The sequence below is a fragment of the Streptomyces sp. A2-16 genome (genome assembly GCF_018128905.1).
In the GTDB taxonomy this organism is placed as follows: domain Bacteria; phylum Actinomycetota; class Actinomycetes; order Streptomycetales; family Streptomycetaceae; genus Streptomyces.
Map to the genome: position 1 here is coordinate 6,295,198 of NZ_CP063808.1, position 19,110 is coordinate 6,314,307.

Consider the following 19,110-nt stretch of genomic DNA (forward strand, 5'->3'; position numbering starts at 1 on the left):
TCAGCTGTCCTTGCGGAGGGCGTGGGCGAGGAGGTCGAGGAAGGAGCGGTTGATGAGGCTCGACTCGGCGGGCCTGAGCGGGCGCCGGGACAACATCGCGGCCTGCCCGTAGAGGGCTTCGGCGCTGGTGCGGGCCAGCTCGGGTTCGTCGATGGTGACGGCGGTGCGCACCAGCGGGTTGAGCTGGTTGAGGATCAGCTGGGCCCGTGGCGCCTCCTGGCGCAGGGCGCCGAGGATGTCGCCCCACACGCCGCCCTGCTGCTCGCGGGCGAGCTGGGAGCGGGTGCGTTCGTGCCGGGCCTCGCGGCTGTCGAGGAGGAGGGCCGGGGCCGAGGCGGGCTGGAAGGTGCGCAGCGCGACATCGCAGTCGAAGACGGCGAGCGCGTCGCGGGCCTGGGCGAGATAGGCCGCGGCGGCCAGCTCGGTCTCCCGGTCGACGGGGTCGAGGTGGGCGGTGAGGGTGGCCGGGTCGAGGTCGGCGACGCTCACCTCGGGCCTGACCTCGGGCAGCCGGTGGACCAGTGCGCGGTCGTAGGTGTAGCCGCCGTTGACGACGCCGAGGCCGGCGGCCGAGGCGATCGCCGCCACCTGGCGGAACTCCTCCACGCTCGACGTGACGAGCACCGTGCGGTGCGTGCGCGCGAACTCGTCGAGGGTGGCGTGTCCGTCGGTGGTCTCGAACGGCAGCCAGGGCAGCAGCATCCGCATGATCTCGTCGTCGTGCACCGCGAGGGACTTCACGGCCAGGTGGTGCGCCTGGAGGAAGCGCCCGAGCAGCTCGGGGTCGCTCGCGGCGGCCTTGGCGATCCACGCGCGCAGGTGCTCGGCGAGGGCGTCGCGCACGGCGGCGAGGGTGTCGTCCTCGTACAGGGACTCGCGGGACGCCGTCGGGCGCAGGCTCTCGGCGTCGACGACGCAGCGGACGAAGAACGCCCAGTCGGGCAGGATCTCCTCGGCCTGCTCGGACAGCAGCATGCCCTTGACGTGCACCCGGTGGCCGTGACGGCGCCCGGCGGGCACCGCCTCCGGCAGCACGCACGCGATGCCCTTCAGGCCCACGGCCGGCAGGTCCAGCTCGATGGTGTCCAGCGGAGTGAACCCGAAGACCTCCTCGCCGTACGCGGCCAGGGCGCGGGAGCGGGCTCCGGGGGTGGGGTACGTGCGGGCCCAGGGTGCCGGCTCGGGGTTCACGGGCCCGCCGGTGGCGCCCTTGCCTCCGGTGCCGTCGTCGAAGGTCACCGGGTGACGCAGCAGGGAGCCGAAGTGCCGGGCCAGCGCGTGCACCTGTGCGGGACGGGTCCACTCGCCCGCGTCGGCGCGGGGCGTGAGGGTGACGGTGGTACCGGGCCGGGAGCGGGCGGAGGCGGGCAGGGTGCGCACGGTGTAGCTGCCGTCGCCGCGGCCGCGCCACTCCACCGCGGGGGCGTCGGGAACGCGGGCGGAGCGGCTCAGGACGTGGATCTCGTCCGCGACCAGGAAGCAGGAGAGCAGGCCGATGCCGAACTGGCCGATGAAGTCGGCGCGTTGGTCGGCGATCTGCTCCGCACGCTTGCTGCTGCGGCCGATCGTGGCGAGGAAGGTGTGCACGTCGGCCTCGGTGAGACCGACGCCGTCGTCCTCGACGCGCACCACGGAGCCGTCGGCGTACAGGCGGATGCCGAACGCGTCGGCGGGGGCGCCCTGTTCGAGGCCGTGCCGGGCGGTCAGCGCGTCCACCGCGTTCTGCAGGAGCTCGCGCAGGTAGACGCGGGGGCTGGAGTAGAGGTGGTGGGAGAGGAGATCGACCAGGCCGCGCAGGTCCACCTGGAAGGTGCGGTCGGCGGCGGCCGGGCTCGAAGGGGTGTGGGGCAGAGTCATCGGGCAGTCCGGAGAGAAGGGAACGGCGGGCGTGGGCGATGGTCCGGCCGGGACGGGCGCGGACCGTGCGGCCTTCGGCTCAGAAGGCCTTGCGGAAGCGTGCGTAGGCTTTCTGGGGGTCCGCCATGAAGGTCCACGGCCACTCGGTGAAGACACCCTCCAGTTCGCGGAAGACGTTGGAGGCCGTGCTGCTGCCCGCCAGTGAAAGGGCCATGGCGAAGATGTTGTAGTCGCCCTGCCAGCCCAGACGGCGTTCGTACGAGTGGTGCAGGATGCTGCGCTCCGCGGCCTCCCTCAGCTCGGTCCGGGTCCGCGGGTCCTGCAGGCAGTCACGGTCGTCGGACTCCACCCACTCCTCGATGTGGGCCATGGCGATCACGCATCCGAGGCGGTGCCCGTCGGGCGCGGCGGCGAAGGCCTTGCGGGCGAACTCCAGGGCCTGGCCCGGTTCGCCGCCCCAGCGGGGCTGCAGCTGGGACACCCACTCGATGTGGGTCTCCAGGTCCAGGGGGTCGCGCCGCAGGGCCGCGTCGCGCCGGATCTCGTTGACGGCGGCGCCCAGCGACATGCCGCGCCCGGAGGTGAGCAGCCGCCGCCACGGGGTGATCCACTCCGGTCGCAGCTCGGCGGCCTCCAGGAGCTGTTCCTCGGCGATCTGGAGTCGGTCGTGGAAGGTCCGCCACTGCTCCTGCGTGACGTTCGCGGCTCGTGCGGAGGTGCGCGCCTCCCAGCCCCAGCTGATGTGACGGGTCCCGGATATCAGCAGGGCGGTCGCCCGGTGCTCCTTGTCCTCCTCGACGGCCCGGCCGATCCAGTCCTGCAGGCCGTCCAGCTCGGCGAGTTGGCCGAGGACCTCGTGGTCTCGGCCGAGGTCGAAGGGTGGCAGGGCCGCCTTGACGGCCTCCCAGTCACCGGCGTCGGCCGCCTCCACCAGCGCGAGCACCCGGGTGTCCCCGAGGGCACGCAGCGGGTACGTCCCGTTCTTCTGCCTGCGCGGGACGGGCAGGGCGTACGGATCCGCCGGTCTCTCCGCATCCCTGCCGAACAGCTTGCCGAACATGCCGCGTCCTCCCCTGGTCCCGCGTGATCGTCCGGTGCAGCATAAGGGGATCCACTGACAGCGCTTCCACCGGGTTTTCACCGCCACTCCACCGGTCCGGCACCTCCTCGCCCGTGCGCCCGGCGGGTCGCGAGCAGTCGGCGCGGTTCCCCAACGCCCCGTTCGGTGGGCCGGGGATCGCCGGACGCGGTCCGGTGGAGGACGGGTCGTGCCGGCGGCGCGCAGACGGTCTTCCCCAGGTCAGCCGGAACGTCGAGGCGGTCCGGCGCCTTGGGGGCCCCGCCGCGCGGTGGGCGGGGTCAGCGTCCGTCTCGGGCGGCGCGGACCAGGGCGTCGAACAGGCCCTGCTGGGCGGGGTCTTCGTGCGCGGTGTCCTCGGGATGCCACTGGACGGCGGTGAACCAGCCGCGGGCGGCGGGGAGTTCGAGGCCTTCCGGTGTGCCGTCGGCGGCCCGGGCGGTGACCGTGAGGCCCTCGCCCGGCCGGTCCACCCGCTGGTGGTGGTAGCAGGAGGCGTCGGCCTTCTCCGCGCCGGCGGCCCGCTCCAGCAGGCTGCCTCGGCAGATCGTCACCGGGTGCACGAGATGGCGGTGGTCGGTGTCCATGTGCTGTTCCAGGGTGCCCCCGAGGGCGACGTTGACGACCTGGAGGCCGCGGCAGATCGCGAGCAGGGGCAGGCCCAGACGCAGGGCGGCACGGGCGACGTCGAGGTCGAAGGTGTCCTGGAGGTCGTCGACGTCGTACACGTCGGCATGGACGTCGGGTGCGCCGTAGCGGTGCGGGGCGAGGTCGCCGCCGCCGGGGAGCAGGACACCGTCGAAGCGGGCGAGGCGTTCCTCGGTGCCGTCCTCGGCGGGGTGCATGCTCGCCGGTTCGCCGCCCGCCCGGTAGACGGCCTCGACGAGGGCGCGCGCGTTGACCTCGGCGGCGTAGCGGAGGGCGGACGTGGTGGCGGAGAAGCGGGCGGGGATCGCGATCAGGGGCCGCGTGGCCCTGCTCGTACGGTTCACAGCTGGATCCAGGTGGTCTTGAGCTCGGTGTACTTCTCCAGGGCGTGCGCGGACTTGTCGCGGCCGTTGCCGGACTGCTTCATGCCGCCGAAGGGGACGGTCAGGTCGCCCTCCTCGTAGCAGTTGACCCAGACGGTGCCGGCCTTCAGGGCGCGGGAGACCTTGTGGGCGGTGGACAGGTCGGAGGTCCACAGGCCGGCGGCGAGGCCGTACTCGGTGGCGTTGGCGAGCCGTACCGCCTCGTCGAGGTCGTCGAAGGTGAGCACGGACAGGACAGGGCCGAAGATCTCCTCACGGGCCAGCCGCATACCGGGGTCGACCCGGTCGAAGACGGTGGGCCGCAGGAAGCTGCCGCCGGTTTCGGCCTGGGTGCGGCCGCCGCCGACGCGCAGCCGGGCCCCTTCGTGGACACCGGTGGCGATGTGGTCCTCGACGCGGGCCAGGTGGGCCTCACCGACCAGGGCGCCCATCTCGGTGGCCGGGTCGAGGGGGTCGCCGACGCGCAGCTCCCGGGCCCGCGCGACGACGGCCTCGGTGACCTGCTCGGCGATCGAGGAGTGCACCAGGAGCCGGGAGGGGGCGGTGCACATCTCGCCCTGGTTGAAGAAGATGCCCCAGGCGGCGGTGGCCGCCGCCCGCTCCAGGTCGGGGGCGTCGGGAAGGACGATGTTCGGCGACTTGCCGCCCAGCTCCAGCCAGACCCGCTTGAGGTTGGAGTCGGCGGAGTAGCGCAGGAAGTGCCGGCCCACCGCGGTGGAGCCGGTGAAGGCGAGGACGTCGACGTCGGGGTGCAGTCCCAACGCCCGTCCGGCCACCGGTCCGTCGCCGCTCACCACGTTCAGTACGCCCGGCGGCAGTCCCGCCTCGGTGGCGACGCGGCCCAGCAGCAGGGCGGACAGGGGTGAGTTCTCGGACGGCTTCAGGACGACCGTGCAGCCGGCCGCCAGCGCCGGGGCCACCTTCCAGCCGGCGAGCGTGAGCGGGAAGTTCCAGGGCACCACGGCGCCGACGACACCGACCGGCTCCCGGGTGACCAGGGCGAGGGCGTCGGGTGCGGTGTGCGGGGACTCGTCGGTGAGCTTGTCGGCGAGCTGGCCGTAGAAGCGGAATGTGTTGACGAGGGCGCGCAGTTCGATGCCGTACGCGTCCGTGATGGGCTTGCCCATCTCCAGGGTGACCGTCAACGCGAGGTCCTCGCGCCGCTCTTCGAGCAGGTCGGCGATGCGCAGCAGCACGCGGCCGCGCTCGGCGGGGGCCAGACGCGGCCAGGGGCCCGCGTCGAAGGCCCGTCGGGCGGCGCCGACCGCCGCGTCCACCTCCGCCGCGCCGCCGTCGGCGACCTCGGCCAGTGCCTGGCCGTCGCGGGGCGAGACGAGGGTGAAGGTCGCTCCTCCGCCGGGGTCGTCGGTCCCGTCGATGTGATGGGCGCCGGACAGGTCCAGGGACTTGGCGCGGCGCAGCCACTCCTCGTGGGTGACATCCGGCATGGGAGACCTCCAGGGATACTATTTGGATTCAAACGATATGATCGACCCGGCCCGGCCACAAGGGCTCGGCCCCGGAAAGGAGCGCCCGCCGTGCGCGCACTCGTCCTCATGCACGACCACGTGACCGAGCCCGGACCGATCGGGGCACGGCTCGAGGAGCGCGGGTACGACCTCACGACCGTGACCGTCGTGCCCGCGGAGCGTCATCACGCACCGGACGTCTCCTTCACCTTCCCCGCCCCCGGCGACTGGGACCTGGTCGTGTCGCTCGGCGCCCCCTGGTCGGTGTACGACGAGACGGCGGTCGGCAGCTGGATCGGCGGCGAACTCGCCCTGCTGCGCGAGGCCCACCGTCTCGGCGTCCCGGTGCTGGGCATCTGCTTCGGCGCCCAGGCCCTGACCACCGCGCTCGGCGGCTCGGTCGGACCGGCGCCGCGCCCCGAGATCGGCTGGACCCGGATCGAGAGCGACGACCGCTCGCTGATACCGGAGGGTCCGTGGTTCCAGTGGCACCACGACCGCTGCACGCTGCCGCCGGGAGCCGTCGAGGTGGCCCGCAACGAGGTGTGCGCCCAGGCCTTCGCGGTCGGTCGGAGTCTCGGCGTGCAGTTCCATCCGGAGATCACCACGACCGTCGTGCGCCGGTACCTGGACCTCGGCGGCAGGGAGCAGTGCGAGCGGCACGGCGTGGACCCGCGGGAGCTCCTCGCGCGGAGCCGCGCCCTGGAGCCGGTGGCACGGGACAACGCCCGGGTGCTGACCGATGCCTTCCTCGACCGGCTGGCGACCGTCGCGGTGTGACACCGCACGGAAGGCGCGGCGCGGCCCGGCGGGGAGGTCCGGGCCGCACCGCGCCGGGGGGTCAGCCGTCGGTGGCGGCCCCGCCTCTCGTCACCCGCGCGACCAGGAGACCGAGCACCAGGACCACGGGGACGGTGAGCTGCAGCCAGATCGCGGTGGTGCGGTCGCCGCCGATCAGCGTGGTGAAGTTCTCGACGATGAGCCAGATGGCACCGGCGATGCCGAGCGCGCCCAGGACGGGTGCGATCACCGTGTTCCAGGGGCGGGTGTCGGCTCGGGAGCGGCGGAAGAAGACGACCACGGAGACCGAGGTCAGGAAGTACAGCAGCATGATCGCGAGTACGGCGACACCGCTGAACCAGGAGAACAGGGTGAGCACGGGGTCCTTGCCCAGGAGCGCGAAGGGCATCACGAGAAGCACCGAGATCACGCTCTGCACGACACCGGCGGTCCGGGGCGAGTGCTTGCTGTTCAGGCGGGTCAGCGCGTGCGGGAGCAGTCGTTCGCGACCGAGGGAGAACAGGTAGCGGTTGGCCGAGTTGTGGAAGGCCAGGATCCCGGCGAAGAGGCTGGTGGCCAGCAGGATCGGCAGGACGTCGTCGACCCAGCCGCCGAACTGCGCGGCGATCGGCGCGAAGACGAAGGCGGTGGCGTCGCCACTCTCCAGCGCCTTGCCCGCCTCGGCCGTGGCGCGGGAGGCGCCGTGCGCGGAGACCAGCATCCACGAGGCGAAGGCGAAGAAGCCGGTGATCACCGCGACGGACACATAGGTGGCCCGGGGGACGGTCTTGCGCGGCTCGCGGGCCTCCTCGCCGTAGATGGCGGTGGCCTCGAAGCCGAACATCGAGGCGACCGCGAACATCAGCGCCACGCCCGGGGCGCCCTGGAGCGCGGCCGACGGGGAGAAGCTGTCGGTGAAGCCGAGCCCCTCGGGCCCGCCGCCGCTGAAGAAGGTGACGAGGGCGAAGACGATCAGGATGCTGAACTCCGCCAGCACGAACACGGCGAGAATCCTGGCACCCATCTCGATGCCCGAGGCGCCGAGTACCTGGACGATCACCATCGTGACCAGCGTCCAGACCCACCAGGCGACATGGGTGCCGGTGTAGTGCTCGACCAGGCCGCTCACCGTGGCGCCGTACAGCCCGTACATGGCGGCCTGGATCGCGCAGTAGGCGAAGAGGGCCACGCCCGCGCTGCCTGAGCCCGCCGGACGGCCGAGCCCTTTGCCGATGTACGTGTAGAAGGCGCCCGCGTCCACGACATGGCGGCCCATGGCGACGAAGCCGACGGAGAACAGCAGGACGACGGCACCGGCCGCGAGGTACGCGGCGGGGGTGCCCGCGCCGTTGCCGATGGCGACGGCGATGGGGACGGCGCCGGCGATGCCGGTCAGCGGGGCCTGGGCGGAAAGGACGAAGAACAGGATGCCCAGGACGCCGAGCGAGTTGGGCTTGAGCCTGCCTGCCGTGGATGGTTCGGAAGCGGTCCCTGTGCTGACCGCTGTCTGACTGTCCACTCGAATCACCTGCCGGGAGCGGGGAGGGGCGGGAAATTGTTTCGAGCCAAACGAGTTGCCCCATGGTGGGTCGGAACTATCCGTTTGGCAAGGGGTGCGCCCGGGTTTCCCACCAGGTGGACGTTTACCTGGGTGCCGAACGCGCGGAGGCCCCCGACTCGTGGTCCGGGGCCTCTCTCTCGCGCTGGATGTCCGCGCCGGTCAGCGGGTCATGCGTCGGAGTCGCGGCGGGCGTTCCGGTCGGTGTCAGGGGTGCCGACGGTGTCGCCGTTGGCGTCCAGCAGTCTCAGCAGGGCACGCAGTTCCTCGATGGCCGCGTCGGTGACATCGGGCTCGCCCAGGACGAGCTGGTGCAGGACGAGGCCGTCCAGGGCGGCGAAGACCAGCCGGGCCAGTGCCCGGTCGGCGCCCGCGGGCAGCATGCGGTTCAGCTCGCGCCGGGTGGCGTCGAAGTACTCGTCGTACAGGGCGCGGATCTGCGGCAGCAGTTCCGGCCTGCGGCGCGATTCCAGCAGCAGCTCGTACTGGAACGCCTGGGTGTCGGGATCGGCGGTGACCATCTCGGACACGCCCGAGGAGAAGTCGTCGACCCTGCCCGTGCCGGGTTCGAGCGCGCTGGTGTTCAGCGAGGTCCGGATGGTGTGGGCGAGCGTCTCCTCGATCAGGCTGTCGCGCGAACCGAAGTGGTGGACCACCAGCCCGTGGGTGACCCCCGCCTCCTCGGCGACCGCACGGTAGGTGAGCCTGCGCAGCCCGCCCCGGGCCACCACGCGCACCGCGGCGTTCAGCAGAGCTTCACGCCCCTCCCCGTAGTGCACTCGCTTGCGCGACCGTCGGCTCTTGGCGGCGTCCGGGGAATCGGTCATGACGGCGACCTTACGTGACCAGGGCCATGGGGGGACCGTCCGCCCGGCGTCACGACGGGCGAACGGACCGGCACCGGAGACCGAGTTCGAGCACCGGGGGCGGTGGGGGCGACCTGTGGGACACCGGGGCACGGAGGCGTGGTCGACGGCAGCCTCCACGGTCCACCGGCCCTCACCGGAGCCCCGTGGCCCACCGGCCCTCACCGGAGCCCCGTGGCCCACCGGCCCTCGCCGGAGTCCCGTGGTCCACCGGCCCTCGCCGGAGTCCCCTGCGAAGCCCTTGAGCCGGTCCGGGCCCCCGGCGCGGCCCCGCTTCCCCCCTGGCCCGCGTCAGCGCCGGGGCGGGCGGATCCCGCGGAACTCCCAGTCGCCGCCGAGCGCGGTGGACAGGACCTCCTCGGACTCGGTGGGCTGGGCGCCGACGTCGGTGCGGATGGCGGTGGGGCCGGTGACGACGTGGTTGGTGAGACGGCCGAGCCCCTCGACCTCGACCTCGACGACGTCACCGGGCCGCACGGGCCGGGAGTTGGCGGGGGTGCCGGACAGCAGCACGTCGCCGGGGTACAGGGTGATGGTGCGGGCGATGTCGGCGACGAGGTAGTGCATGTCCCACTGCATCTCGTCGGTCGAACCGTCCTGCACGACCTCGCCGTTGACGTAGGTGCGCAGGCTCTTGCCGCGGAAGTCCCAGTCGGTGACGAGTCCCGGGCCCAGCGGGCACAGGGTGTCGGAGCCCTTGACCCGGAGCATGGAACCGGCGTCCGTGTCACGGAAGTCGTGCAGCCCGTAGTCGTTGGCGATCGTGTACCCGGCGATGAACTCCCCCGCCTGCGCGGGGGAGATGTTCCGTGCCGTCCTGCCGATGACGATGGCCACCTCGCCCTCGTAGTTGAGCCACTTGCAGCCCTCGGGGCGGACGATCGCGCCCTTGTGGGAGTTCAGGGCGGAGGTCGGCTTGTGGAAGTACGTCGGGGTGTCGGGCAGTTCGATCCCGAACTCGTCCACGCGGCTGCGGTGGTTGAGATGGACGGCGATCACCTTCGACGGCTCGACCGGCGGCAGGTGCTGGGCGTCCTCGGTCTTGACGCGGCGACCGTCCCCGGCGACCAGCTCGTCGCCGTCGACGGTGACGTGGACGGCGGCACCGTCCAGGAGGATGCGGCGGTACTCGGGCATGTTCCGGTCTCCTAGCTGCGGCTGTGCGGGGTGCGGGGGGTGTTCGGCAGGCCGGTGCCGGTCCAGCCGTCGGACGGGCGGTCGAACCAGAGGTGGACCTGGCCGGTGCCGATCGAGTTCTCGTACGCGCCGTACTGACGGGCCCTGGCGACGCAGGCGCGCTCGCCCAGGGCGCCGGCCATCATCAGGTGGTGGAAGAACTTCGCCTCCGGCTTGTGCTTCCAGAACTCGTCCATCGTGTCGAGGACCTTGTCGTGACGGCCCTCCTTGAACCAGGCGATGCGCTCGAGGTCCGCCTCGCGGGCCTCGGGGGTGCGGATGTGCACGGGGTCGCTGGCCTCGTGGTCGCGCAGTTCGCGCAGCGGCCAGAAGGTGTGCGAGAGGGCACCCGAGGCGATGAGCAGGACGCGGCGGCCGGGTGTGGCGGCGATACCGTCGGCGAGTGCCCGCCCGAGCCGCAGATGGTCCTCCATGTCCCCGGTCTGGCAGACGCCGATGGTCACCCACCGCTTGTCGGGCAGCCCCTCCCCCAGGAACTTCCAGAGGTTGACGGTGGCGTAGTAGATCGGCAGGTACTCGTCCTCGATCGCGGTGATCCAGGTACCGTGCTTGTCCGCGAACTTCTCGATGTTGAAGGCGAGTTCGGGGTCGCCCGGGAAGTCGTACGGCATCCGGCACATGCCGCGCGGGAGCTCCTCCGAGGTGAACAGGCCGGCCCGGCGCTGCTGCGCGGTGACGACGAACTCGACGGTGGTGGCCCAGTGGGAGTCGAGGACGACGACGGTGTCGTAGTCGTCGCGCTCGAACACCTCCTCGCGCAGTTGCCGCAGGCCGGTGACGAGGGTGATCTCCTTGCCCTCGTTCAGCTCCAGCCGCTCGTCCTCGGGGAGCACGATGGTGGGCACATGGGCGAGCAGTCCCGCCCCGACGATCTCACCCATGGTGGTGCCATCCCTTCGGCGCGGTGACGGTGTTCTTCAGGTCGCAGTAGAAGTCGAAGCTCCAGGTGCCGCCCTCGCGGCCGACCCCGGACTGGCGGGAGCCGCCGAAGGGGGCCTGGAGGTCGCGGACGAAGAAGCAGTTGACCCACACGGTGCCCGCGACCAGCTGCGCGGTGACGCGCTCGGCGCGCTCGGGGTCGCCGGTGGCGAGGGTGGCGGCGAGTCCGAAGCGGGTGTCGTTGGCGAGCCGTACGGCCTCCTCCTCGGTGCGGAAGGTCTGGAGGGTGAGGACCGGCCCGAAGACCTCCTCCTGCACGATCTCCGAGTCCTGGGCGACATCGGTGAGCAGGGTCGGCGCGTAGTACTGGCCGTCCGTGCGGTGTCCGCCGATGACGGCTCGTGCCCCGGCGGCCAGGGCCCGCCGTACGAAGCCGTCGATCTTCTCCAGCTGGTTCGGGTGGATGTTGGGGCCGATGTCGGTGGCCTCGTCGCGAGGGTCGCCTTGCCGAAGCCTGGTCGCCTTGTCGACAAATCGTCGAGTGAACTCCTCGGCGACCGGCTCCTCGACGAGGATGCGGGTCGCGGCCAGACACACCTGCCCGGCGTTGTCGTACTGCTCCACCGCGAGGTCGACCGCGAGGTCCAGGTCGGCGTCGGCGAACACCAGCAGGGGTGATTTGCCGCCGAGTTCGAGACTCAGGGGGGTGAGGTTCCCGGCGGCCGAGGCCGCGATGCGACGGGCCGTCGGCACCGAGCCCGTGAAGCTGATCCGGCGTACGTCCGGGTCCGAGGTCAGGGCGTCTCCGATCTCGGAGCCGTAGCCCTGGACGATGTTCAGCACGCCGGCGGGCAGCCCGGCCTCGGCGGCGATGTCGGCGAGCAGGGAGGCGGTCAGGGGGGTCCACTCGGCGGGCTTGAGGACGACGGTGTTGCCCGCGGCGAGCGCGGGGGCGACCTTCCAGGTGGACAGCATCAGCGGCGCGTTCCAAGGGGTGATCAGCACGGACGGCCCGGCCGGGTCCCAGCTGACGTGGTTGGTGTGCCCCCGGGTCTCGAAGTCCTCGTGGTCCAGCTTCAGCAACCAGTCCGCGAAGAACCGGAAGTTGTGCGCGACCCTGGGCATCACGCCTCGCCGGTGCGAACGCAACAAGGCCCCGTTGTCCGTGGTTTCCACGAGGGCGAGTTCCTCGATCCGCTTCTCGACACCGTCGGCGATCGCGTGCAGGATGCGGGCGCGCTCGGCGCGGGGCGTGCGGGCCCAGGCCGGGAAGGCGGCCGTGGCGGCAGCGACGGCGGCCCGCGCCTCGGCAGGGCCGCCGCGGGCGATCTCCCCGAGCACGGCGCCGTCGATGGGTGAGACGTCGGTGAAGGTGTCGGCCGAGGCGACGCGCTCGCCGCCGATCCAGTGCCGGGTGTCGACGGCGACTCCGGCCACCGTGAGGGTGTGTTCGGTCATGTCCGGTCTCCAAGTACGGCGTGGTGTACGGGGGTTCATTCGGCTCCGGAGGTTCCGGACTCCAGCAGCCGGCCGCCGTCCCACACGACCCCGACCTGCCGGTAGTACGCGGCGATCGGCTCCCGGATCTCCAGGCGCGCCAACTCCTCCGTCGGCGCCTCGAACAGGGACAACTCGGCGTCTCCCACCCACGGTTGCCCGCCCTCGAAGGAGGCCGCGCCCGTCTCGATCAGTTCGTCCAGCGCGAGCCCCTTCCCCTTCTCGACGGACGGCAGCCACCGGTGATGGGCCATGGGGTGGGCGTTCACGAAGCCGTTCGTCGGCGAGGGCTCCCGCAGTGTCACCACGGCCTGGGCGAGCCGTCGGTCCGCGGCGGCGAGGGTCGCCCCGAAGCGGGCGCCCGCCTCGATACGCGGAGCGGGCCCGTACGGATGCGGACGGGTCTGGTGGATGGAGCCGAGCTTCTTCGGATACCCCTGGTGCAGTCCGCGCGCGATCGCGAAGTCCTTGTCGACCCAGATGTACACGCACCGCGAGTAGGTCTCCCCGCGGTACTTGCAGCGGACGACCGCGAAGGCCTCCTTGTACTGGGAGAGGACGGGGTCGAGCAGTTCCCGGCCCGAGGCCGAGCAGGACTGCCAGTCGGCCCAGATCAGGGCCACGGCACCGGGGTCCTCGTCGGCCAGGTCCAGCGGCTCGGGCAGCAGTTCGCGCACCCTGGCGGGATCCGTGCGGTACTCGACCGTGAGCAGGTCGCCGGAGTAGCGCCACGGGGGTGCGGGGATCAGCGACGAGGCACCGCTCGCCGTCTTGGGGTGGAAGTAGCCACGGACAGCAGACATGAGGGGGTTCCTTACGCGGTGAGGGCGGGCTGCTTCAGCAGCTGGGCGCGGTAGCGGGCGGCACCCATGGCGGCGGCCTGACCGCCGAGCGCGACGACACCGACGAGCCGGCCGCCGGTGTGGTAGCCGACCAGGACGTCGCCCTCCGGGTCGCCGTCCAGAATCCGTACGTCGTCCTTGCCGAGCACCGGGGCGCCGAAGGACTGGAGGCGGAACTCGTGCTGGTCGCTCCAGAACGTGGGCAGCGGGGCGAAGGGCGCGGTCTCGGCGCCGACGAGGGTCTTCGCGGCGTGTTTGGCGGTGTCGGTGGGGATGGACCAGTGCTCGACACGGCGGGCCACCCCGTCGTAGCGGGCGTTGGGGAAGCGGGCCACGTCACCGACCGCGACCACGTCCCGCCGTCCCCCGGCCCGCAGATGCGCGTCGGTGAGCACGCCGTCGGAGAGGTCGAGGCCGTTGCCGTCCAGCCATTCGGTGTTGGCGACCGACCCGACGGACTCGACGACGACGTCCGCCTCCAGAACCGTCCCGTCGGACAGGACGACCCCGGTGACGCGGTCCTCGCCCTCGAACCCGGCGACACCGGTGCCGAGCGCGAACCGCACCCCGCGCTCCTCGTGCCTCTTGAGCAGCGCGCGCCCGAGCAGTTCGCCGAGCGGGCCGACCATGGGCAGGGGCAGCGGGTCGACGACGGTGACCTCGGTGACGCCGAGGGCCACGGCGGTGGCGGCCACCTCGCAGCCGATGAACCCGGCGCCGACCACGACCACGCGCACACCGGGCCGGGTCAGTTCGTCCCGCAGCCCCTGGGCGTCGTCGATGGTGCGGACCGTGTGCCGGCCGGCGAGCGGGCCCGGGCAGCGCAGGCGGCGGGGGCGCATGCCGGTGGCGACCACGAGAGCGTCGTACGGGAGGGTCGAGCCGTCGTCGAGCGAGACCGTTCGTTCGTCGAGGCGGGCCGCGACGGCCCTGACGCCGAGCCGCCACCGCACGTCGGCCGCGGCCGCCTTGGGGGTGAAGGCGAGGGAGGCGAAGGGCGCCCTGCCCGCGAGGACCTCCTTGGACAGCGGGGGCCGGTTGTACGGCATGTGCGGCTCGTCGCCGATCACCGTGATCCGGCCGCTCCAGCCGGCGGCCCGCAACTGCTCGGCCGCGCGCAGACCGCCCATGGAGGCGCCCGCGACGACGATGCCGGCGCCCATGTCAGCCCTCGATCCGGATCGCCTGGAGCGGGCACACGTCCGCGGCTTCCTCGACCTCGTCACGCAGCGCCTCGTCCGGGTCGGGGACGTACAGCAGATGTCCGTCGTCGTCCATCGAGAAGACGTCGGGGGCGGCGAAGACGCACTGGCCGTGGTCCTGGCACTTGTTCATGTCGACGACGACCTTCATGGCCGGTCCTCCTGAGGGAGCGGGAGCGAAGGGGCGAAGTGGGGCCCGGCCGTGAACGGCCGGGCCCCGGCCAAAGGGATGCGCGGAAACGCCTCCCCAACTCGTTTGGCTTCAAACAAGGTAGGCAGCGGCCACCCCCTGGTCAATACCTATCCAGGTGGATAAATTAATTGCGCCCACCTCTTGCGGGAGGGCGCCCTCCTCCATAACGTTCGGGTTCAAACGAAAGCCCGAGGCTGCCCCAGCCGCCCAAGGAGGCATCGGTGAGCTCTCACGCCAATCCGGACATCCGCCGTCACGTCGAGCGGCTCACGGCCGACGGCATCGACGTCGTGCGGGTGATCTACCCCGACCTCATCGGCACGGACCGCGCGCGGGACGTCCTGGTGGACCATCTGCCCTCGGCCTGCGAGCACGGTCTGGCCTTCTGCCGGGCGGTCTACCACACCTCCCCGCAGGGGGACGTGGTCCCGGTCGCGGGCGGTCTGGACGCCGGGCTGCCGGACGTGTGCGTACGGCCCGACCTGTCGACCCTGTCCGTCCTGCCCTGGGAACCCGGCGTGGCCACCTGTCTGGGCGAGGTCACCGACCCGGCGACCTCGGCTCCGGCCGCCGAGTCCCCGCGTGACCTGCTGCGCGGTGTGCTGGCCCGGTGCGCGGCACAGGGCCTGCGGCCCGTCGTCGGCCCCGAGCTGGAGTACTTCCTGCTGGAGCCCGCCCCGCAGTCCCCCACCGGCTGGCGCCGCTCCCCGGAGACCACCGGCGCCGTCTACACCGCGGGCCTGCGCGCCGACCCCGGCAACCACCTGCTGCGCACCCTGCGCGCGCTGCGCGACCTGGGCCTCGGTGTCGTCACCGGCAACCACGAGTTCGACGGCGGCCAGTACGAGATCAACCTGACCCACTCCGAGGCCCTGGACGCCGCCGACCGCGCCTTCCGCTTCAAGGCCGCCGTCAAGGAACTGGCCCGCAAGGAAGGCAACTTGGCCACCTTCATGGCCAAGCCCTTCAAAGACGCGGGCGGCTCCGGCTTCCACCTGCACCTCTCCTGCCAGGACGAGCAGGGGGACAACGCATTCGGTGATCCGACGGGCTCCTACGGCCTGTCCGCGACCGCCCGGCACGCCCTCGCCGGCATCCTGGCCCACGCCCCCGCGCTCGCCGCCCTCGCCAACCCGACGGTGAACTCCTACAAGCGCTTCGGCCCCGACACCCTCGCGCCCTGGCTGATCGACTGGGGGCTGGACAACCGCAGTGCCATGGTCCGGGTGCCGCCCGAGCGGGGTTCCGGGGCCCGTCTGGAGCTGCGGCTCGGGGACGCGAGCGCCAACCCGTACCTGCTCGTCGCCGGTACTCTCGCCGCCGCCCTGCTGGGCGTCCACGCCGGTGAGGAGCCGCCGGCGCCGCTGGAGGGCTACGGCTACGACACCGCCCGCTCGGCCGTCCTGCCCATGGACCTGTCCGCCGCGCTGGACGCGCTGGAGGCCGACACCGATCTGTCCGAGCTGCTCGGCAAGGACTTCACCACCTCCTACCTCTCCTACAAGCGCAACGAGGTCGAACGCTTCCAACGGCATGTCACCGACTGGGAGTTCACCGAGTACGCCTACCACCTGTGACGACTGGGAGCACCCACGTGACCACTGTTGTTCCGGCCGCCGCCGAGCCGATGGCGCTCGCCGACGTCGACCTCGCCAACCTCGACCACTTCACCGACGGGGTCACCCCCTGGCGGATGTTCCACACCCTGCGCCACGAGGACCCGGTGCACTGGCAGCCCGAGGAGGCGCCCAACTCCGGCTTCTGGGCGGTCACCCGGCACGCGGACATCGCACGCGTCGACCGGGACGCCGAGACCTTCACCTCCACGAGGTTCGTCAACCTGGAGGAGGTCGACGAGGACCAGATCGCAAAGCGCGCCTCCATCCTGGAGCTGGACGGCGTCCGCCACCGGGCCCTGCGCAGCGTGATCCAGCGCCAGTTCGGCGCGGGGGTCATCAACAGCTACACCGACTTCCTGCGCGGTCTGACCGCGAAGACCCTGGACGCGGCCCTGGCCAAGGGGACCTTCGACTTCGTCAAGGAGGTCTCGGCGGACTTCCCCATCAACGTCCTGGCCCGCCTCCTCGACGTCCCGCCGGAGGACAACCAGCAGCTGATCGACTGGGGCAACCGCATCATCGGCAACACCGACCCCGACTACGCGGACGTCCTGCTGCACAGCGCGGAGAGCGAGAAGTACCGCGATCTGCCGTTCCGCTCCCCCGCCTCGCTCGAAGTCTTCGCGTACGGGCGGGAGCTGGCGCGCCAGCGGCGCGGCGGGGACGGCACCGACCTGGTGTCCAAGCTGGTCAACACCACCCCGCGCGACGGCGTCCCGCTCTCGGCGCAGGACTTCGACAACTACTTCCTGCTGCTGGTGGTGGCCGGCAACGAGACCACCCGGCACACCATCACCCACTCCATGCTGGCCCTCCTCCAGCACCCCGAGCAGTTGGCCCGCTTGCGGGACGACCCGTCGCTGATCCCCACGGCGGTCGAGGAGTTCCTGCGCTGGGCCTCGCCCGTCTACCACTTCCGGCGCACCGCGACCCGGGACGTCGAACTCGGCGGCAAGCAGGTCCGGGAGGGCGACAAGGTCGTCATGTGGTACGCCTCCGGCAACCGCGACGAGGAGGTCTTCGGCAACCCGTACGACTTCGACGTGGCCCGGGAGCACAACGACCATGTCACCTTCGGCAAGGGCAGCCCGCACCTGTGCCTGGGCAACCTCCTCGCCCGCACCGAGATCCGGATCATGTTCGAGGAGCTGATCCCGCGCCTCGCCGACATCCGGCTGGTGGGTGACGTCCCCCGGGTGCGCTCGAACTTCGTCAACGGCATCAAGAAGCTGCCGGTGGAGGTCACCCTGGCCTGACCGGGCTCATCCGCCGTCCCGCTGCGCGTGTGCCTCGGCGAGCAGAAGGTAGGCGGCGGCCGTCCATGTGTAGGCGCGGTCGCGCAGACCCGTTCCGGTCAGGGCGTCGAAGTTCTCCGCGAAGCCGTGGTGCTCGCACAGGGCCCGGAAGCGGGCGCTGATCTCGTCGGCCAGCCGGTGGTGGCCGCCGCGGCGCAGACCGTCCTCGACGAGGACCGTGGCAGGAGCCCAGATCGGGCCGCGCCAGTAGCCGTCGGCCGCGTAGTGCGGCGAGGACGGCAGTTCGGTGGCCAGGCCGTACGGGGTCAGATGGGCCTCGATCCGGGCGGCCAGCACCTCGCCGATCTCCTGCGGCAGATGCTCGCCCAGCACGACGGGCATCAGGTCGAGCAGGCTGGAGGTGCCCCAGGTGTCGCCGCTGTCGACGCCCTGGGCGACGAACCGGTCGCCCCTCCAGAGCTGGTCGAGCATCGCCCGCTGGGTCTCCTCGGCGGCCCGCGTCCACCGGCCGGCTTCCTCGGGTCTGTCCAACAGCTCTGCCAGATCGGCGAGTTCACGCAGCTGGAGAGTCAGGAAGGCGGCCAGGTCCGCGGTGACGACCATGCGTTCGGGGTCGAAGGTGGTGGCGTTGTCCCAGCCGCTGTCATTGCCGTGCTGGTAGTGCGGCAGGGCGGCGCCGGGCGCGCGCCGGGCGGTGAGCCAGAACTCCGTCCAGCGCTGCAGCCTGTCGTACGTCCCGGTCAGCTCGGCCCGGTCGGGCGGGGTCGGGAGCCTGCGGCGGAGGTGACCGAAGGCCCAGCCGTGGATGGGCGGTTTGACGAAGTTGTGGAGCACCTCGGAGTGGGTGACCGAGTCGGGCAGTGCCCCGGTCTCGTCCTGGTGGTCGAAGGGCAGCTGGAACTGGTCCCGGGCCAGTTCGGGGCAACCGGGCGCGAGGGCGAGGGCGTTGAAGCAGTGGTCCCAGCTCCAGACCTTGTCCATCCAGTGCTTGGACATCAGGACGCCGGGCCGGGTGACCAGGCCGGCCGGGCGTACGGTCGCCGACCACAGGACGTAGGCGGCGAGTTCGGCGGCCGGGGTGGCGGACGAGCGCCAGGGGGCCACGGTGTCGACGAAGTCCGCGAAGGAGTTCCGGGCGGCCTCGACGACCTTGGCGAAGGCCGCCGTCGGCACGTGAGGAGGGCGGGCGGTGTCGAGTTCCTCGACGGCGATCTCCCAGCCGCCGTCCGCGTCGGCGACGGTGACACCGCGGTCGGCGCTGCCCAGGGCCTGGCTGCCGAACACCCCGGCCACCGTGCCGGCGAGCAGCGTGACCCGGTAGCGGCGTCCGGTCTCGTACGAGGTGAACACGTACGCGTCGACGGCCGGTTCGCGGTAGAAGTACGTGCCGCTGAACGGGGTGAGCGTCCGGGCCGCCGCCGAGATCCGCAGCGGCAGACCCGCACCGCGCAGTCGTACGGTGTCCGGCGACTCGTAGGTGAGATCCACGCGCCCGGCCGCGCCGGTCCAGGTCAGCAGGCCCGGGGCCGCCTCGACGCGGGTCTCGGCCCGCTCGCCGGTCGCGGGGTCGAGCGGCACGAGGCTCAGGACGGCGTGCATGCCGTTCTGGTGCGAGACGAGGTGGAGGTCCTCGGCGTACGTCTTCTCCGCCACCACCGGGGAGATGCCGAACCAGGATCCGTAGGTGCTGAACGGGATGTCGTGGACGGAGAAGGCCGGGCCGGAACGGGCGACGGTCATGAAGGGGTTTCTCGTTTCTCGAGCGGTGGGGCCGACGGGTGGGGGT

At 71.9% G+C, this 19,110-nt stretch carries 16 protein-coding genes; 3 read left to right on the forward strand and 13 right to left on the reverse strand.

From position 1 onward, the window contains the following. The 4 genes from IOD14_RS28220 to IOD14_RS28235 form a co-directional block, all read right to left on the reverse strand. A complete protein-coding gene (locus IOD14_RS28220; RefSeq protein ID WP_212671889.1) occupies positions 1-1,857 on the reverse strand; it encodes an HSP90 family protein in 1,857 nt (618 codons plus the stop codon). Positions 1,858-1,936: 79 nt separating this feature from the next. Then, positions 1,937-2,917 carry a hypothetical protein gene (locus IOD14_RS28225; RefSeq protein ID WP_212671890.1) on the reverse strand — a complete coding sequence of 327 codons (981 nt, stop codon included), beginning with the start codon at positions 2,915-2,917 and terminating at the stop codon, positions 1,937-1,939. Positions 2,918-3,216: 299 nt separating this feature from the next. Continuing rightward, positions 3,217-3,927 (reverse strand): gamma-glutamyl-gamma-aminobutyrate hydrolase family protein, encoded by a 711-nt coding sequence (locus IOD14_RS28230; protein ID WP_249126092.1) that lies wholly within the window; start codon positions 3,925-3,927, stop codon positions 3,217-3,219. Continuing rightward, positions 3,924-5,414 (reverse strand): aldehyde dehydrogenase, encoded by a 1,491-nt coding sequence (locus tag IOD14_RS28235; protein WP_123987624.1) that lies wholly within the window; start codon positions 5,412-5,414, stop codon positions 3,924-3,926. The genes IOD14_RS28230 and IOD14_RS28235 overlap by 4 nt, the downstream gene beginning before the upstream one ends. A 90-nt stretch (positions 5,415-5,504) precedes the next feature. Here IOD14_RS28235 and IOD14_RS28240 point away from each other — a divergent pair, with 90 nt between their 5' ends. Continuing rightward, on the forward strand, positions 5,505-6,215 hold the full coding sequence (locus IOD14_RS28240) for a type 1 glutamine amidotransferase (RefSeq protein ID WP_249126093.1): 711 nt from the start codon (positions 5,505-5,507) through the stop codon (positions 6,213-6,215). Positions 6,216-6,276: 61 nt separating this feature from the next. Here IOD14_RS28240 and IOD14_RS28245 read toward each other — a convergent pair whose 3' ends face one another. The 8 genes from IOD14_RS28245 to IOD14_RS28280 all read right to left on the reverse strand — a co-directional run bounded on the left by IOD14_RS28245 (position 6,277) and on the right by IOD14_RS28280 (position 14,407). Next, positions 6,277-7,734 (reverse strand): APC family permease, encoded by a 1,458-nt coding sequence (locus IOD14_RS28245; RefSeq protein WP_212671891.1) that lies wholly within the window; start codon positions 7,732-7,734, stop codon positions 6,277-6,279. 209 nt (positions 7,735-7,943) lie between these two features. Next, the gene (locus tag IOD14_RS28250; RefSeq protein ID WP_212671892.1) at positions 7,944-8,600 is read right to left on the reverse strand and encodes a TetR/AcrR family transcriptional regulator; all 657 of its coding nucleotides are present in this window, start codon (positions 8,598-8,600) and stop codon (positions 7,944-7,946) included. A 330-nt stretch (positions 8,601-8,930) separates the two neighbouring features. After that, positions 8,931-9,776 (reverse strand): fumarylacetoacetate hydrolase family protein, encoded by an 846-nt coding sequence (locus IOD14_RS28255; RefSeq protein ID WP_123987628.1) that lies wholly within the window; start codon positions 9,774-9,776, stop codon positions 8,931-8,933. 11 nt (positions 9,777-9,787) lie between these two features. Then, positions 9,788-10,717 carry a 3,4-dihydroxyphenylacetate 2,3-dioxygenase gene (locus IOD14_RS28260; RefSeq protein ID WP_123987629.1) on the reverse strand — a complete coding sequence of 310 codons (930 nt, stop codon included), beginning with the start codon at positions 10,715-10,717 and terminating at the stop codon, positions 9,788-9,790. Continuing rightward, complete coding sequence (locus IOD14_RS28265; protein WP_212671893.1) at positions 10,710-12,173, reverse strand: aldehyde dehydrogenase; 1,464 nt, start codon at positions 12,171-12,173, stop codon at positions 10,710-10,712. Before IOD14_RS28265 ends, IOD14_RS28260 begins: the two co-directional genes overlap by 8 nt. Before the next feature lie 35 nt (positions 12,174-12,208). Then, complete coding sequence (locus IOD14_RS28270) at positions 12,209-13,015, reverse strand: acetoacetate decarboxylase family protein (protein WP_212671894.1); 807 nt, start codon at positions 13,013-13,015, stop codon at positions 12,209-12,211. Between the two features lie 11 nt (positions 13,016-13,026). Beyond that, positions 13,027-14,217 (reverse strand): FAD-dependent oxidoreductase, encoded by a 1,191-nt coding sequence (locus tag IOD14_RS28275; protein ID WP_123987632.1) that lies wholly within the window; start codon positions 14,215-14,217, stop codon positions 13,027-13,029. 1 nt (position 14,218) lies between these two features. Continuing rightward, positions 14,219-14,407, reverse strand: a complete 189-nt coding sequence (locus IOD14_RS28280) for a ferredoxin (RefSeq protein WP_123987633.1) — start codon at positions 14,405-14,407, stop codon at positions 14,219-14,221. 263 nt (positions 14,408-14,670) lie between these two features. On the opposite strand from IOD14_RS28280, the gene IOD14_RS28285 reads away from it, so the two are divergent. Both IOD14_RS28285 and IOD14_RS28290 read left to right on the forward strand, forming a co-directional pair. Continuing rightward, positions 14,671-16,026 (forward strand): glutamine synthetase family protein, encoded by a 1,356-nt coding sequence (locus IOD14_RS28285; RefSeq protein WP_212671895.1) that lies wholly within the window; start codon positions 14,671-14,673, stop codon positions 16,024-16,026. 50 nt (positions 16,027-16,076) lie between these two features. Next, positions 16,077-17,324, forward strand: a complete 1,248-nt coding sequence (locus tag IOD14_RS28290; protein WP_123992526.1) for a cytochrome P450 — start codon at positions 16,077-16,079, stop codon at positions 17,322-17,324. Positions 17,325-17,330: 6 nt separating this feature from the next. Here the strand turns inward: IOD14_RS28290 and IOD14_RS28295 are convergent, their stop codons facing one another. Beyond that, the gene (locus tag IOD14_RS28295; RefSeq protein WP_212671896.1) at positions 17,331-19,064 is read right to left on the reverse strand and encodes a trehalase family glycosidase; all 1,734 of its coding nucleotides are present in this window, start codon (positions 19,062-19,064) and stop codon (positions 17,331-17,333) included. Positions 19,065-19,110 lie beyond the last annotated feature (46 nt).